General features: G+C 69.3%; 15 protein-coding genes and 1 tRNA gene. 6 read left to right on the top strand and 10 right to left on the bottom strand.

Annotation, left to right across the window (positions count from 1 at the left end; all coding sequences use genetic code 11):
- Window positions 1-336 precede the first annotated feature (336 nt).
- Window positions 337-480: a hypothetical protein gene (locus AB0M87_RS23710; RefSeq protein WP_365856073.1), complete on the bottom strand. Its 144-nt coding sequence runs from the start codon at window positions 478-480 to the stop codon at window positions 337-339.
- A gap of 509 nt (window positions 481-989) precedes the next feature.
- On the opposite strand from AB0M87_RS23710, the gene AB0M87_RS23705 reads away from it, so the two are divergent.
- Complete coding sequence (locus tag AB0M87_RS23705) at window positions 990-1,724, top strand: DUF4142 domain-containing protein (RefSeq protein ID WP_365856071.1); 735 nt, start codon at window positions 990-992, stop codon at window positions 1,722-1,724.
- Window positions 1,725-2,054: 330 nt separating this feature from the next.
- Here AB0M87_RS23705 and AB0M87_RS23700 read toward each other — a convergent pair whose 3' ends face one another.
- Window positions 2,055-2,543, bottom strand: a complete 489-nt coding sequence (locus AB0M87_RS23700; RefSeq protein WP_365856069.1) for a GNAT family N-acetyltransferase — start codon at window positions 2,541-2,543, stop codon at window positions 2,055-2,057.
- A 327-nt stretch (window positions 2,544-2,870) separates the two neighbouring features.
- Between AB0M87_RS23700 and AB0M87_RS23695 the strand changes: the two genes are divergently transcribed.
- The 4 genes from AB0M87_RS23695 (at window position 2,871) to AB0M87_RS23680 (ending at window position 5,744) form a co-directional block, all read left to right on the top strand.
- On the top strand, window positions 2,871-3,029 hold the full coding sequence (locus AB0M87_RS23695) for a hypothetical protein (protein WP_365856067.1): 159 nt from the start codon (window positions 2,871-2,873) through the stop codon (window positions 3,027-3,029).
- Window positions 3,008-3,094, top strand: coding sequence for a DUF1963 domain-containing protein (locus tag AB0M87_RS23690; protein ID WP_365856440.1), 87 nt, complete (start codon window positions 3,008-3,010; stop codon window positions 3,092-3,094). The genes AB0M87_RS23695 and AB0M87_RS23690 overlap by 22 nt, the downstream gene beginning before the upstream one ends.
- Before the next feature lie 173 nt (window positions 3,095-3,267).
- Complete coding sequence (locus tag AB0M87_RS23685) at window positions 3,268-4,332, top strand: hypothetical protein (RefSeq protein WP_365856065.1); 1,065 nt, start codon at window positions 3,268-3,270, stop codon at window positions 4,330-4,332.
- Between the two features lie 260 nt (window positions 4,333-4,592).
- On the top strand, window positions 4,593-5,744 hold the full coding sequence (locus tag AB0M87_RS23680) for a hypothetical protein (protein WP_365856063.1): 1,152 nt from the start codon (window positions 4,593-4,595) through the stop codon (window positions 5,742-5,744).
- 256 nt (window positions 5,745-6,000) lie between these two features.
- Here AB0M87_RS23680 and AB0M87_RS23675 read toward each other — a convergent pair.
- The 7 genes from AB0M87_RS23675 to galU form a co-directional block, all read right to left on the bottom strand.
- A tRNA-Ala gene (locus tag AB0M87_RS23675) sits at window positions 6,001-6,074 on the bottom strand.
- Window positions 6,075-6,223: 149 nt separating this feature from the next.
- A complete protein-coding gene (gene glpR / locus AB0M87_RS23670; RefSeq protein WP_365856061.1) occupies window positions 6,224-7,336 on the bottom strand; it encodes a gephyrin-like molybdotransferase receptor GlpR in 1,113 nt (370 codons plus the stop codon).
- A 164-nt stretch (window positions 7,337-7,500) separates the two neighbouring features.
- Window positions 7,501-8,112, bottom strand: a complete 612-nt coding sequence (locus AB0M87_RS23665; RefSeq protein WP_365856059.1) for a GNAT family protein — start codon at window positions 8,110-8,112, stop codon at window positions 7,501-7,503.
- Window positions 8,113-8,129: 17 nt separating this feature from the next.
- Window positions 8,130-8,696, bottom strand: coding sequence for a MogA/MoaB family molybdenum cofactor biosynthesis protein (locus tag AB0M87_RS23660; protein WP_365856057.1), 567 nt, complete (start codon window positions 8,694-8,696; stop codon window positions 8,130-8,132).
- Complete coding sequence (gene moaC, locus AB0M87_RS23655; RefSeq protein WP_365856055.1) at window positions 8,693-9,193, bottom strand: cyclic pyranopterin monophosphate synthase MoaC; 501 nt, start codon at window positions 9,191-9,193, stop codon at window positions 8,693-8,695. Before moaC ends, AB0M87_RS23660 begins: the two co-directional genes overlap by 4 nt.
- Window positions 9,194-9,251: 58 nt before the next feature.
- Complete coding sequence (glp, locus tag AB0M87_RS23650) at window positions 9,252-10,613, bottom strand: gephyrin-like molybdotransferase Glp (RefSeq protein ID WP_365856053.1); 1,362 nt, start codon at window positions 10,611-10,613, stop codon at window positions 9,252-9,254.
- Between the two features lie 3 nt (window positions 10,614-10,616).
- On the bottom strand, window positions 10,617-11,519 hold the full coding sequence (gene galU / locus AB0M87_RS23645; RefSeq protein WP_365856051.1) for a UTP--glucose-1-phosphate uridylyltransferase GalU: 903 nt from the start codon (window positions 11,517-11,519) through the stop codon (window positions 10,617-10,619).
- A 122-nt stretch (window positions 11,520-11,641) separates the two neighbouring features.
- Between galU and AB0M87_RS23640 the strand changes: the two genes are divergently transcribed.
- The gene (locus AB0M87_RS23640; RefSeq protein WP_365856049.1) at window positions 11,642-12,205 is read left to right on the top strand and encodes a 5-formyltetrahydrofolate cyclo-ligase; all 564 of its coding nucleotides are present in this window, start codon (window positions 11,642-11,644) and stop codon (window positions 12,203-12,205) included.
- Here the strand turns inward: AB0M87_RS23640 and AB0M87_RS23635 are convergent.
- Window positions 12,195-14,963: a penicillin acylase family protein gene (locus tag AB0M87_RS23635; protein ID WP_365856047.1), complete on the bottom strand. Its 2,769-nt coding sequence runs from the start codon at window positions 14,961-14,963 to the stop codon at window positions 12,195-12,197. The genes AB0M87_RS23640 and AB0M87_RS23635 overlap by 11 nt on opposite strands.
- Window positions 14,964-14,980 lie beyond the last annotated feature (17 nt).

Raw genomic sequence — 14,980 nt, 5'->3', positions numbered from 1 at the left:
CGGCGCTCCCCTAGGTGCGGTCACTCCCAGTCCTCGGCAAGGACAGCGACCAGCATCGGCCCGCGTCCCGTCTCCGCATCAGCGGGCTGGTCGGTGTGCGGGGCCGGCAGCCGCTCGCCCCGGGTGTCGCTGACCTCCACCCGCAGCTACCTTTCCGCCGTACGGGCCAGCCGCAGCAGCGCGTCCCGGCCGGGCGCCAGACCATGGGTGACCGGCTCGGGGGCGTCCGCGGAAGGGTGATCGCCAGTGCGGTTCACCCCCCACCTCGCTTGGTCGAAGTGGTGTCGCCGCGCTCGACGCTGACGTCACCGCCGTCGGAGCGAGCCCCCGAACGGGTCACTTCTGGTTCACCGGCCAGACCGCCGCCGGATCGCAGTGGTCCGGGCACGCAAGCAGGTAGACCTCGTTACCCAGGAACATGTTGTAGGTGTCGACTCCGTACGGCTGCTCCGGCAGGCCGGGGTGCACGGCGAATTCCATTCGGTGGGAAGACCGTGCTGCGCGGCCGGCTGGAACATCGATGAGCCCGGCGATGGACCGTTCCCGTTCGGGCGCCTGGTCATCCTGCAGGAGGCCGCCCGCCCCGTCCAGAGCCGGTGTATCCGTCTTGCCACGGAGGATCGCGTCATCGATGGGCCGCGACTTCCCCTGGTCGGTACTCCGGACGGCATTCCTGGTCTTCCAACCGCTCCGCCCCGGCTCGGCTCGATTCGGCTGTCGCACCGACCGGCGGCCCGCGGCCTTGTTCCGGCGCGGGTGGGCCACAGGCTGGGAGGGCTTCGCCTCCGCCGGCTCGTCGCTCGGCGTGCCTCGGTAACTCGAGATCCGCTGAGTGCGTGCCTGGCACCCCAACACATTCTTTGCCAGGAGCATAGGTTTCTCGGCCCGCCGTATCCGTACTCCCAGGCGACCAGAGCGTCCCGGGCGGACCCAGCACACGCGTCGACAGGACGTCGCACCGGGGCGGCCGATCCATGCCAGGAGGCACGATGCGCATGTCACGGAACATGGCGGGGCCCGTTCTCGTGGGCGGCGGCCTGGTGGTGACCCTCGCCGCCCTCGCCTACCCCGCCGTGCTCGGGCTGCAGACCACGAGCAGCTCCCCGTCACGCGTGATCGCCAACACCCGGTACGGCCCGCTGACCGAAGGCGACCGGGACTTCGTCGTCAAAGTTCGCGCTGCCGGTCTGTGGGAGTTCCCCGCCGGCGAGATGGCCCTGACCAAGGGCACGACCAAGGCCGTGCACACGGCCGGCGAGCATCTGGTCACCGGGCACGCCGGCCTCGACGCCACCTGCCGGGCCATCGCACCCCAGTTGGGCATCACCCTGCCCAATCAGGCTTCCCCGCAACAGCAGGGATTCGTGGCGACCCTGAGCTCGGACAACGGCAAGCAATTCGACACCGACCTCTCCAACATCCTGCGGGTCACCCACGGCCAGATCTTCCCGGCCATCGCCAAGATCCGCGTCACGACCAGGAACGCCCTGGTCCGCCAACTCGCCAACCAGGCCAACGACACTGTCCTCGACCACATCAACGTGCTGGAGAAAACCGGCCTGGTCAACTACGACCAGGTCAACTTCCAGGAGACCACCCCACCGAAACTCCCCGCCAACCAGATCACCCCACCGCCTCCCCAGCCCGGAGTACCGGTCGTCGCCCTGACCCCGCCCGCGGACACCATCACACCGGCACCCTCACCCTCCCCGACAACGGGGTGATGGCGCTGCCGGGCAGGGGGTCGGATGTCGTGCGGCACCTCCTGTTGGAGGGCCGGTGGGACGCTGGTCTCACCGTCCGCAGAAACACCGGACGCATCAGGACCTCAGGGGCCACCCGCTGTCGCCCTGGCCCACCCGAACCATGCTGCGAACCTCTCGGGCACGTGGCGTTCACGGGCTCCCAGAGCAAACGGAGCCGTGCCACCGGCTCAAGGTGCCACAGGGCCGGAGCTCTCTCTGCAAAGCGTTCGGAGCAGCGTCCAGGGACGCTGCTCCGAACGCTACGTGGCCGGTTCCAAACCGTATGCCTGTCTCGGAATTTCCCGGGGCTCAGAGCCTGCGGTGCATGATGTGCAGCCCGACATGGCCCTGCACCGGATGCCGGAATCCCTCCGGCAGCGTGCCCAGCACCTCGAAGCCGAGGGAGCGATACAGCTTCACCGCATGCACGTTCGTCTCAACGACAGCATTGAATTGCATCGCCCGGAAACCCGCTGCCCGTGCCCACTCCACCGTGTACTCGCACAACGCCCGACCCACGCCCCGCCCGGAGTAGGCCGGGTCGACCATGTAACTGGCGCTCGCAATATGTGAGCTGTTGCCCATGTGGTTGTTGTTCATCTTCGCCGTGCCCAGGATCGTTCCGGCGTCGTCGACGGCGACGACCGTACGGTTCGGCTCCGGCAGGAGCCACCAGTCACGGCCCTCTTCCTCGCCGAGATCGATCGGATAGGTGAAGGTTTCACCCGCGGCAACGATCTTGTGGAAGAAGGGCCAGATGTCGGGCCAGTCCCCGGTATGAGCTTCCCTGATCAGCATGTGGACAGGATGCCGATGCGGCCGCAGTGCTGCCAACGCACATCGCACCCGAGCATCACATCCGGCCAGGCCCAAAGCGCTCACGGGTCGGCCCACGCCCGGACAGCTCCCTTCTCTCCCGATCACGATGTTGACCGGGGCATCCTGACAGAGGCCACTGACAGCGCCTGTGCAGTTCAAGAGATGCCGATGAACTGGCTGGCATCGCCGTCGCCCTGGCGCTGCTCCAGGACGCGACGTTCACCGTCGCCACCGCCCGGAGCAGGTGACCTCTTCCGTCCGCACTCCCACGTCCGGTCACGTGTATGTGGCGAGGATGATGGCGCCGTGACGAACATCAGTGACGACCATGTGAAGGTTCACTTCCGGATGGACATCGACGATGACGGCTGGCCGCCGGCGAGCGTCGAGAGCCTGTGGGCCGTGGACCTCGGTGACGGCACCGTGCGGCTGGACAACACCCCGTGGTTGCCCTGTACTGGCTGATCCGCCCGGAGGATCTGGCCGACCGGCGCTTCGAGCGGGCGATGTTCACCTGGCAGTGCAGCTGATGACCGCGGCACCTCCCGCTTGGGGAGTCCAGTACACGCTGAGCCTTCCGAGTGAGGGCGCTGCCCGCGCCGCCGCGGCCGAGTTGTCCGAAATGGGGCACCATCTGACGGCAGTGCGCGTCCACGATCATTTCCGGTTGGTTCCGTCGAGCTTCTGGTACGGCCAACCGTCGATGGACCCCGAGCTGGAGGGGTGGTGGCAGGTCTTCTCGCTGGCCATCTACAGCGGGTACGAGCGTATGGCTCTCGAGCCGTTCTTTCTGAGTGAACGGATTCGAGTGGCCCAGGTAGCCCGTGCCCACGGCGGTTTTCAGCAGGGGTACAGCGAAGGGCACGCTGCGACTCTCCAAGGAGTCTTCACACGGAACGGCCTGGTCCATGAGGACGCCGGCGCCAACGTCGCCCTCCCGAGTCCCCTGCCCAAGGATCCCGCGCGACCTCCAACTGGACCCCCGTGGAAGAGCAGTGAAGTCGGTGAGCCCGCAGTGCTGGTCCAGGCCGTGGTGGCGGTCGCGGAGCGCATATACGGCAGCGCGGAAGGCGTTCCGGAGGCCGTCGGGTGGCTACTCGATGAGGAGTTCGCGTTCGGCGAGCCCTACGGGTCAGCGGGCGAGTTCCTCGGCGATCTGGCGGATGCTGTGGCCCACCAAGGCACCTGCACCGACACCAGCGTCGAGGCTGTCCCGTTCCTCATGGAGCTGGTCTGCGATGACAATGTCGCGCCCGGCAGCCGGTTGGTTCTGCTCGGCGACCTGTTGCGGCTTGCTGCTTCGGGGCCGGCAGCCGCAGTCTCCCTGGCCGATCGCATCACCGCACTCGGGGGTGTCTGGGAGGAGTCTGCAGCTGAATATCTGACACGGCGGGCCATCGGCAGCGAGCTGCCGAGACTGCTCTCCCGCTGGGAAGACGAGAGCGACGTTGCCCGATTCGCTCTCGCCGCCCTCGCAGCGCTCTGTGGCACTCGCGACCAGCGCGTACTCTCAGGGCTGGCCGCTCTCCCGGCTCCAGCAGGCAGCTCCCGTGCCGATGTGGTGTCGCTTGTGGCGGCCATGCTCAGTGACGACCGAGAAGGCTTGGTACTTGCACTGGACCGGCTGGTCTCTTGGCTGCCCCGCATCGCAGAGAAGGCAGCCAGCCCGAACGTGGATATTCAGAGTCTGGGACTTGCGATCCTTCCGGACCTCGTCCTCGAAGACGTGGCGTCAGGAACCGCGACAGCAGAGCCTGATCTGCCGTAACTGTTGACGAGGTTACCTCCTCCCATTGCGGGGGGAAGGGGACGGGCTCCGTTGAGCGCTGCACCGCACCAGCGCCGCAGTCGGCTTCCCAGGGCAGCAGGCCGCAAAGTGGCCGCTCAGCGGAACGGTGAACACGAACAGCCCGCTCTCCGCGTCTGGAAGAACTCGCCAACCGGCTGGTCATCGCCCCGGTCCGTATCGCCTTCGCGAAAGGTCTGATGCGTCACTGGCGCGGTGACACTGCGATCGACACCACCTGCGTGCCAACTGGGGCCCGTCGCCACACACGCAAGCGCTCCTCTCTTGCGGCGAGCGCCAACTGGCATTACAAGGGGGGTGGCGACCGGGAATTCGGCTACAGTGCCACGCTCGCCATCGCGGCCCACGCCGACCCGGACCGAGCCGGCCGCTACCCACAGCTGATCCTCGGCATGGTGCTGCACCCGCCCGAGAAGGACATGGGCCGCCACGCCTACTACGTCAGTGCTGTGCTGGCGCAGCTCACCGAGCTCCGTGGCTTCACGGCGACCGACCGCGCCTACACCAAGCTCCTCCCCGAGAACTTCCACCGGCCGATGCGCGCCCTCGGCTACATGCCCGTGCTCGACTTCACTGGCCCCCAGGTCACCTCCGCCAGGGCGGAAGGCCATCACCAGGGTGCGATCACGAAAGTCGGCCGACTCTTCTGCCCCCTCACCCCACGCCGCTTGCTCGACCTGTACTCGCAGATCCGCAGCGCCAAGAACGAGCGTGAACGCATCCCGTTTCGAGAGCGGCTGCAGGAGATCGAGGCGTACGCACTCACCCGTAAGGACACACTCGACGATCGCGGAACCGAGCGGTTCGCCTGCCCCATCACCAAGCTCAACTGCCCCTGGGCCCAGGAGCGTGAGGGCCGCGGCACACCACCGAAGAAGGGGCCCGTACCGGTCGTCATCAACCTCGATGCCCACAGGGAGCGCACCGCGCACCCCGCAAGCCGGCCCACCGTAGAGCCCCCGGCCCTGCCACTCGCCGAACGCCCCAAATGTTGCCGCCAGTCCTCCGTCACCGTGCAGGCGCACGTCATGCCCCGCACGCGCCAGGAGTTGCCTTGGCAGACGCCCTCCTGGGCCTTGGCCTACCAGACGCTGCGGTCTCACATCGAAGGTGGCAACGGGCGGCTGAAGTCCGTCGACTCCGCCCTGCACGCCCGCGAGAGGCGTCAGCCCCGTGGCCGTGTTGCCCAGACCCTGCTGTCCGCCATCACCGTCATGGTCCACAACATCAAGGAGCTCGAGCAGTACCTGGCCGCGAGCAAGCAGAGCGCGATCACCGGCCTCGACCTCGAGCCGAACGACGTCCTTCTCCCCTACCCGACGATCGGCTTGACGGTCCCGTCCCGCTACCAGGCGCTGAGCCGTAGCCCCTGAGCGGGCACGTTCCGGGTAATTGAAGATCGACACGTCGCGAGACCGCAGGAGCCTGCCTCCACGCCTGCGGTCCCTGCGGCATGTCCGCATCCCGACCCCCGGTCCGTTCCGACGCGGGCCGCCGCGCTTCCCGGCGGCCCGGCAGGCTGACTTTCACACAAGCAGGAGCTCAAACGACGAGATCCCGGTCAGACGGTGACCGTCTGACCGGGATCTCGTGAACCGTTCCGGAATGAACCCATGAACGGCCCTGCGGTGGACCTGTGGGGATTTGAACCCCAGACCCCCTCGATGCGAACGAGGTGCGCTACCAGACTGCGCCACAGGCCCTTGCAACGTGTGAAACCTTAGCACCCCGATCGGGGTGCTTGGAAATCCGTTCCTTCGCTGGTCACGGACCGCCGGTGGATCCCGTCGCCCGGTCCCGTCGCCAGGTCCGGTCACCCGGTCCGGTCACCCGGTCCGGTCGGCGGATGCCGTCACTCGTTGGCGGCGCGTGGCCGGTCGTCGTCCTCGTACTGGTCGAAGAGCGGGGTACGGGCGCGGCGGGAGGCCGCGGTCTGCTGGCGGGGGGCCGGGGGCGGGTTCTCCGCGGGGGCGAGCTCGGCGGTGGGGCCGGCGGTGGAGGAGCGGGCGGAGCTCCAGGTGTCCGGCGCGCCGAGGTCCACGCTGCCGGGGGCGCGCGGGGCTACGGGGGCGGTGACGTAGGTGGGCAGCGGTACGGGCACCGGCTCCCAGCTGTCGCCCTGGGCGCGGCCGCGGTCGCGCTGCTGGTCGACCCACTCGGCGTGGTCGGTCTGCTCGACCAGAGCGCGTCGGCCGGCTTCCTGGGCGGACACGGCCGGTGCGGGTTCCGGTCCCGGGTGGTGCTCGTCGGGCTCGTCGTCGGACGGGGCGGCGCTCTGCCGGGGTGGCCGGTTCTCGCGCAGCCGCTGCGCGGCCAGCTCGGCCCGGCGCCGGTCCATGGTGAAGGCGAAGCGGCGTCGCTCCTGGGTGCGCAGATGCACGATGTAGGTGCTCAGCAGCAGTGCGGGTACGGCGGGCGCCCAGAGGAAGGCGAGGCCGCCGACCGCGGCGACGACCGCCCCCAGCGTGAACGCCCCGAAGAGCAGCACCGTGGTGCGGCGGCGGCGCGCGAGGACCTTCATGCGCCGGGCGCGCTCGGCGGCGGCTCCGGTGGGACGGGCCCGGCGCGCCGGCTGCGCGGGGCGCTCCTGGCGGGGTGCGGACTGCCGGGGCGCCGAAGGTTCGGGGCGCGACGGAGGTTCCGGTGGTGCCGGGGACACGGCGAAGGACCGGACGTCGACGGAACTCGGGGAGTCCGTCGTCACATCCGGCTCCGTGGTGCCGGGGCCGCCCTCGTCGTCCGTGCGCTCCTGCAGCTCCTTGGCGTACCGGCGCTCCATGCCCGCCCGCCCGGACAGCAGCCGGATGGCGGTGGAGAAGCGTTCCGTCGGACGGGCCTCGTTCAGCTCGTCCTGCCTGCGGAGCCACATCGGCACCAGATAGGCGGCCCAGGCCCCGACGATGACTGCGTAGATGAGGCCACTGCTGCTCACCCTCACACCGTAGAGGGGTGCACGCGAAGGCATCGCCCAATTGGCTCGGTGTGTCGCCCGAACCGGCCGATATCTCGGACTTTTTTTGTAGCGGTTCGGATCAAAGGTCTCTTATTAGTGGCACCTTCTTGGTCAAGGCACGCCGATTGCCGAGCAATTTCGAACACATATTGCATTTACGGAGTGCTGGCCGTTGATTACGGGCTGTTCCTGGTCGTGCCGGGGCGTGCCCTGCGCCAGCGGTTGAGCAGGCCGTCCGGCACTTCCTCCGCGGTGAGGGCGTACACCAGGTGGTCGCGCCAGCCGCCGTCGATGTGCAGATAGCGCGGGCGCAGCCCTTCCTCGCGGAATCCGAGTTTCTCCACCACCCGGCGGCTGGGCCCGTTCTCCGGGCGAATGCAGACTTCGATGCGGTGGACGCCGACGGTGCGGAAACAGTGGTCGACGGCGAGTGCGACGGCGGTCGGCATGACCCCGCGGCCGGCCACGTCCCGGTCGACCCAGTACCCCACGTGTCCCGAGCACATCGAGCCCCAGGTGATCCCCGCGACCGTCAACTGGCCGACCAGCCGGCCCTCGTACTCAATGACGAAGGGCAGCATCCGGCCGGTGTGTGCCTCCGCGCGCAGATGGCGGACCATCTGGCGATACGTCGGACGCTGGGCGACCGGGCCGCCCGGGACGGGGGGCGGAACGGTCGCTTCCCACGGGCGGAGCCAGTCGCGGTTGCGCTGGTTGACCTCGCGCCAGGCCTTCTGGTCGCGCAGCTTTATGGGGCGGAGGGCGACGGGGCCTTCCGCCAGTACCACGGGCCAGGGCGAGACGTTCAGCTCATGCTCCTGGGGGCGGGCCCGGACGGGGTCCGAGGGGCTGGTCCGGGATGGTCGCCGCCCCTGATCTGGTCGACGGCGTGCAGCAGCAGCCCCTCCAGTACGGCGAGTCCGTCGCGTACTCCGCCGGTGGAGCCCGGCAGGTTGACGATGAGCGTCGTACCGGCCACTCCGGCGAGTCCCCGGGACAGCGCGGCGGTCGGGACCTTGGCCAGGCCTTCCGCGCGGATCGCCTCCGGGATGCCGGGGATCTCGCGGTCCAGCACCCGGCGGGTCGCCTCGGGCGTGCCGTCGGTGGGTGACAGGCCGGTACCGCCGGTGGTCACGATGACGTCGTACGCCGCCGCCGCCCCGGCGCGCAGCGCCTGCTCGACCGGCTCGCCGTCCGGGACGACCTGCGGTCCTTCGACCGCGAAGCCCAGACCGGTGAGCGCGGTGGCGATCAGCGGGCCGCCGCGGTCGGGGTAGACACCCGCCGACGCGCGGTTCGACGCCGTCACGACGAGGGCGGTGTACGGGGTCGGGGGCCGGTCACCGTGCGGCCGGGCATCGGGGGCGGTCATCCGTCCGTTCCCTCCGGTGCCGGGCGCCGGTAGGTCCCGGACTTGCCGCCCGACTTCTCCTCGACGCGTACGTCCGTGATGACCGCCCCCTTGTCGACGGCCTTCACCATGTCGATCACGGTGAGCCCGGCGACCGCGACGGCCGTCAGGGCCTCCATCTCGACGCCGGTCCGGTCCGTGGTGCGTACCGTGGCGGTGATCTCCACCGCGTCGTCGGTGACCGCCAGATCGACGGTGACCCCGGAGACCGCGAGCGGGTGGCAGAGCGGGATCAGGTCTGGGGTCCGCTTGGCGCCCATGATGCCGGCGATGCGGGCCGTGGCCAGGGCGTCGCCCTTGGGGACGCCCTCGCCCCGCAGCAACTCGACGACGCGCGGCGATACCAGGACCCGCCCGCTCGCGCGTGCGGTGCGCGCGGTGACGTCTTTCTCGGAGACGTCGACCATGCGGGCCGCGCCCACCTCGTCGATATGGGTGAGCCGTTGCTGCGTACTCATTGCTGTGCGCTCCCGGTCTGCCTGTGTGGTCAGACACGCTACCGCCACAGCCGAGGGTTCAGCCCAGGAGGACCACCTCGAGCTCCGTACCGGGCTCCGCTCCGGTGGTGTCCTCGGGCACGACAATCAGACAGTCGGCGTGGGCGAGGGCCGCGATCAGGTGCGATCCGGAGCCGCCGACCGGGGTGACGGTGCCCGCTGCGGCGTCGTGAATTCCGCGCAGGAACTGCCGCCGGCCCGGCGGGGAGGTGAGCGCCTTGTCGGCCTTCAGTACGGCGCGCACACTCGGCCGGCCGACCTCGGCGAGGCCCATCAGGGCCCGGATCGCGGGCCGCACGAACAGCTCGAAGGAGACGTAGCAGGAGACCGGGTTGCCGGGCAGCGCCAGCAGTGGGGTGTGGTCGGGACCGATCGAGCCGAAGCCCTGCGGCTTACCCGGCTGCATCGCCAGCTTGCGGAAGTCGACCCCGGTGCCGCCCCCGTCACGGCCCCTCTCCTCGCTTCCCGCGTCGCCGTCGGCATCGTCACCGGACGGGGAGAAGGCGTCACCCACCGAGGAGAGCGCCTCCTTGACCACGTCGTACGCCCCGACGCTCACCCCACCCGTGGTGACCAGCAGATCGGCGCGGACCAGCTGCTCCTCGATGGTGGCGCGCAGTGTGTCCGCGTCGTCGGTGACGGCGCCGACGCGGTAGGCGATGGCTCCTGCGTCCCGGGCGGCGGCCGCCAGCGCGAAGCTGTTGGAGTCGTAGATCTGGCCGCCGGCGAGCGCTTCGCCGGGCTGGACCAGTTCGCTGCCGGTCGACAGGACGACGACCCGGGGGCGCGGGCGGACCCTGACGGTGCCCCGGCCGATGGCGGCCAGCAGACCGATCTGCGGCGGGCCGAGCACCGTACCGGCCTCGAGGGCGAGGTCGCCGGGTCGGACGTCGCTGCCCTCGGCACGGACGTGGGCACGGGCCTCGGCCGGGCGGTAGACCCGGACCTCCCCGCTCGCGCCCTCGGGGGCACCACTGGCGGCGCGCATGGTGGTGGCCGCTCCGCCGCCCGTCCCACCGTCGGTCCATTCGACCGGCACGACGGCTTCCGCGCCGGGCGGCAGTGGGGCACCGGTCATGATCCGGGCGGCCTCGCCGGGTCCCACGGTGGGCAGCTCGCCGCTGCCCGCGGCGACATCCCCGATGACGGTGAGAACCGCGGGAAACTCCTCGCCGGCGCCCGCCACATCGGTGGTGCGGACCGCATACCCGTCCATCGAGCTGTTGTCGAAGGGCGGCAGCGAGATCTGGACCGTGATGTCCTCGACCAGAACGCAGCCCTGCGCGTCCTGCAGGGGCAGCTCGATCGGCTCGAGCGGGCAGATCGAGCCGAGGATGTCGTCCAGATGCTCGTCCACCGACCAGATCGGGGTGTTGCTCACGTGCTACATCTCCTCGGTGACATAACGGCGCAGCCAGGCCTTGAAGTCCGGGCCCAGGTCTTCACGTTCGCACGCGAGTCTGACAATGGCCCGCAGATAGTCGCCGCGGTCGCCGGTGTCATAGCGCCGCCCCTTGAACACGACGCCGTGCACCGGGCCGCCGATCCGCTCGTCGGCCGCGAGGTGCTGCAGCGCGTCGGTCAGCTGGATCTCGTTCCCCCGGCCCGGCTCGGTCCTGCGCAGTATGTCGAAGATCGCGGGGTCCAGGACGTAACGGCCGATGATCGCCAGATTGCTGGGGGCTTCGTCCACCGCGGGCTTCTCCACCAGGTCGGTGACCTTGACGACGTCCGCGTCGCCCGACGGCTCCACGGCCGCGCAGCCGTACAGGTGGATCTGGCCGGGATCGACCTCCATCAGCGCGATGACGCTGCCGCCCTCGCGCTCCTGGACCTCGACCATCCGGGCGAGCAGCGGGTCGCGCGGGTCGATCAGGTCGTCGCCGAGCAGGACCGCGAAGGGCTGGTCACCGACGTGCGGAGCGGCGCAGAGCACGGCGTGGCCCAGGCCCCGGGGGTCGCCCTGGCGGACGTAGTGGATGTTCGCGAGGTCGCTGGACTCCTGCACCCGGGCAAGCTTCTCCGCGTCGCCCTTGGCGGTGAGCGCAGACTCCAGCTCGTAATTGCGGTCGAAGTGGTCTTCCAGCGGGCGCTTGTTGCGACCGGTGACCATGAGTACGTCGGCGAGACCCGCCGAGACCGCTTCCTCGACCACGTACTGGATGGCCGGCTTGTCGACGACAGGCAGCATTTCCTTGGGAGTGGCCTTGGTGGCCGGCAGGAACCGGGTTCCGAGACCCGCTGCCGGGATGACAGCCTTGCTGATCCTGGGGTGCGACTTAGTCATGAGGGGCACCATATCCGCTGGCTCTGGGCGGAACATGACCCTCCGGTTAATGCGCTCTCATACAGGGCTTACGAGACGATTGCGAACGGCCGAAGATGACCACGAGACCGGACAAAGCGTCCATGCGACGGCAATTGCTCGCCGCGAGAACCCTCTTGACCAGCGAGGACGCTCAGACGGCCGCCACGGCACTGGCGCGCCGGGCCATGGACCTTCCCGAGCTGGCATCGGCCGGGACGGTGGCCGCCTATGTCTCGGTCGGCCGCGAACCGGGCACCCGCCCGCTGCTCGACGCGCTCCGGGCGCACGGGGTGCCCGTGCTGCTGCCGGTGCTGCTCCCCGACAACGACCTCGACTGGGCCGCCTACGACGGCGCGGACTCCCTGCGGCGCGCCGGACGCGGACTGCTCGAACCCGGCGGCACGCGGCTCGGTGAGCGGGCGGTGCTCGATGCCGAGGTGGTGCTGCTGCCCGGTCTTGCCGTGGACGGACGCGGGATGCGGCTGGGGCGCGGCGGCGGCAGTTACGACCGGGTGCTGGCCCGTATCGAACGGTCGGGCGCCCACCCCGCGCTGGTGGTGCTGCTGTACGACGACGAGGTGGTCGCGCGGGTCCCGGAGGAACCGCACGACCACCCCGTTCACGCGGTGGTGACCCCCGCGGGCGTACGGCGCTTCACGGCTTGAGCACCAGGGTGTCGACCGTGCTGCTGTCGACCGCCGCCTTGCTGAACGACCACTTCAGCAGCTCGCCGTTGGCCCATTTCTCCGTCTGATCGGTGTAGTGCGCGCTGTACGCGTGCCCGGAGGCGCCGGTCAGGTTGATCCAGCGGGACTTGTCCGGATCGGCGAGGTTGACGACCATCCGCATGGAGGGGACCCAGATGACGTCGTAACCGCCCGCCGCGTTCCACCCGGTGGCGTCCACCGCCGCCTCGCCACCGCTCAGGTTGTACGGGCCCCGGTTCAGCATCCACTGCAGGACGCCCGGGCCGTCGGTGCCGAGCGTCTGGTTCGTGAGCATCAGCTGGTGCAGCCGGCCCCAGCTCCAGGTGTCCATGTCCTTGCCGAGCTTGGCGGTCAGCTCCCAGCGGGCGTCCTTCATGGCGCGCGCGAGCAGCTCGTCACGGTTGTGGGTGGCGGGGTCGAGGCGTGTCCTCGGCGCCTTCCACCAGTCGCTGTCGGGCTTGTTCAGCAGATTGCGTACGACCTCGAACCAGCGGTCGCCACCGTCCGGTTGCGCCGCGTCGGCGGACCGCTGGCCACACTCCCGTACCAGCTTGTTCTGCTCGTCCGCGGGGACTGTGGACTTGTCGGCGGGCGGCACGTTGAGACAGTCGCCCCTGGGTCGCAGCTCCTTGGGGAGCTTGTTGCCGAAGGCCAGCTTGAGGACGTTGCGCCAGACCGCGTTGAAGTAGGCGGCGGCCGCCGAGTCCGAGTCCTGCGTGTACTCCCAGCCCTCCAGCAGCTTCTGCGCGTCCCGTACGTCGGGGTCCTTGATGTTCAGCTGCAGCAGCAGCGGGGTCAGCAGCTTCGCGATCTCGCTGCTGTTGTCCATCTGCATCTTCTGCATGTCCTCGGTCGAGATCTTCCCCCCGTCCCTGGTCTTCTGCGTGATGAGATCGGTGATCCGCCGGCTGCGGGTGCCGTAGCCCCAGTCCTCGGTCAGCAGATACGGGTACTTCTTGGCGTCGATGACCGCCTGGTTGGCGGTGACGATGTAGCCGCGCTCCGGGTTGTACTCGTAGGGCAGCTGGTCGAAGGGGATCGGGTCCTTCTTCCAGGCGTACGCGGAGTCCCAGCCGGGGGCGGGCATCGTGCCGTCATCGCCCTTGGCGCGGATCGGGATGGTGCCCGGGGCCTGGTAGCCGATGTTGCCCTGGGTGTCGGCGTAGATCATGTTCTGCGAGGGGACGTCGAAGTCCTTCGCGGCGGCGCGGAAGCCGGTCCAGTCCTTCGCCCTGTCCAGCTCGAAGACCGCGTCCATCGAATTGCCGGGCTGCAGCGCGGTCCACTTGAGGGCGACCGCGTAACCGTTGCCGCGGTCCGGGGCGGCCGCGGTGACCGGGGCCGTCTCGCCGACCTTGGCCAGCTCGGTGTCCCGGTCGGAGACCAGCGGACCGTTGTTGGTCTCGCGCACCACGATGGTCTTCGACTTGCCGCCGGCGACCTTGATGGTCTCCTCGCGGGTGGTGAAGGGCTTCTCCCGGCCGTCGTAGAGGTAGCCGGTGTCGGTGACCTTCTCGAGGTAGAGGTCGGTGACGTCGGCCCCGAGGTTGGTGAAGCCCCAGGCGATGTTCTGGTTGTGGCCGATGACCACGCCGGGCATGCCGGAGAAGGTGTAGCCCGCGGCGTCGTAGTGGCAGGTACTGGAGACGGTCCGGCAGTGCAGACCCATCTGGTACCAGATCGACGGCAGCTGCGGCGCCAGATGCGGGTCGTTGGCCAGCAGCGGCTTGCCCGTGGTCGTGTACTTGCCCGCCACCACCCAGGAGTTGGATCCGATGCCGCTGCCGCTCGGACCGAGCAGCGACGGGATCTCGTCCAGGGAGTCGGACAGCGAGGAGAGCTGCGACTGCATGCCGCCGACGGCATCCGATGCGGTGTTCGTCGTGTTCGTGGTGCCGCCCACGGAGCCGGTCGGGGTCGCCTCCGGATCGAACGTGCCGGTCACCGGGCTGATTCCGCCCTGCTGCACGATCGGTTTGTTCCTGCTGGTCGGATAGGCCGGGTACAGATCATCGATCTGCTTGCCGGTGAGCCGCGAGGTCATCAGCGAACGGTCGATCTCGTCCTGCATGTTGCCGCGCAGGTCCCAGGCCATCGCCTTCAGCCAGGCCACCGAGTCGACGGGCGTCCACTTCTCGGGCTTGTAGTCATTGGTGAGGCCGAGGGCCGCGTACTCGACGGAGATCTGCTTGCCGTCCTTGCCCTTCAGGTAGGCGTTCACCCCCGCCGCGTAGGCCTGCAGGTACTTCTTCGTGGAGGGCGACAGCTTGCTGTCGTACTCCTTCTGCGCGACCCGGTGCCAACCGAGCGTCCGCAGGAAGGAGTCGGTCTTGACCTGGCTCGAACCGAACATCTCCGAAAGCCGGCCCGACGTCATGTGGCGGCGGACATCCATCTCGTAGAAGCGGTCCTGGGCCTGGACGTAGCCCTGCGCGCGGAAGAGGTCCTCGTCGGTGTCGGCGTAGATCTGCGGGATGCCGTACGCGTCGCGCTTGACGTCGACGGCGCCGGAGAGACCGGGGACCTTGATCTCGCCGGTGGTCTGCGGGAAGGAGGCCCGCACCGTACTGATGCCCCAGTACGTGCCGTAGCCGACACCCGCGACGAGGGCCAGCACCAGGACGATCACGAGCAGCCGGGCGCGACGCCCTTTCTTCTTGCGGGACGTGGTGCCGGAAGTCGTGCCGGAAGGGGCGGCGGAGGTGGTGGCGGGCATCGCTGTCCTTCGAGGGC

Origin of the sequence: Streptomyces sp. NPDC051320, assembly GCF_040682175.1 — a bacterium.
Lineage (GTDB): Bacteria > Actinomycetota > Actinomycetes > Streptomycetales > Streptomycetaceae > Streptomyces.
The sequence above is the reverse complement of the archived record's forward strand: the minus strand, read 5'-3'. Positions and strand labels throughout refer to the sequence as shown.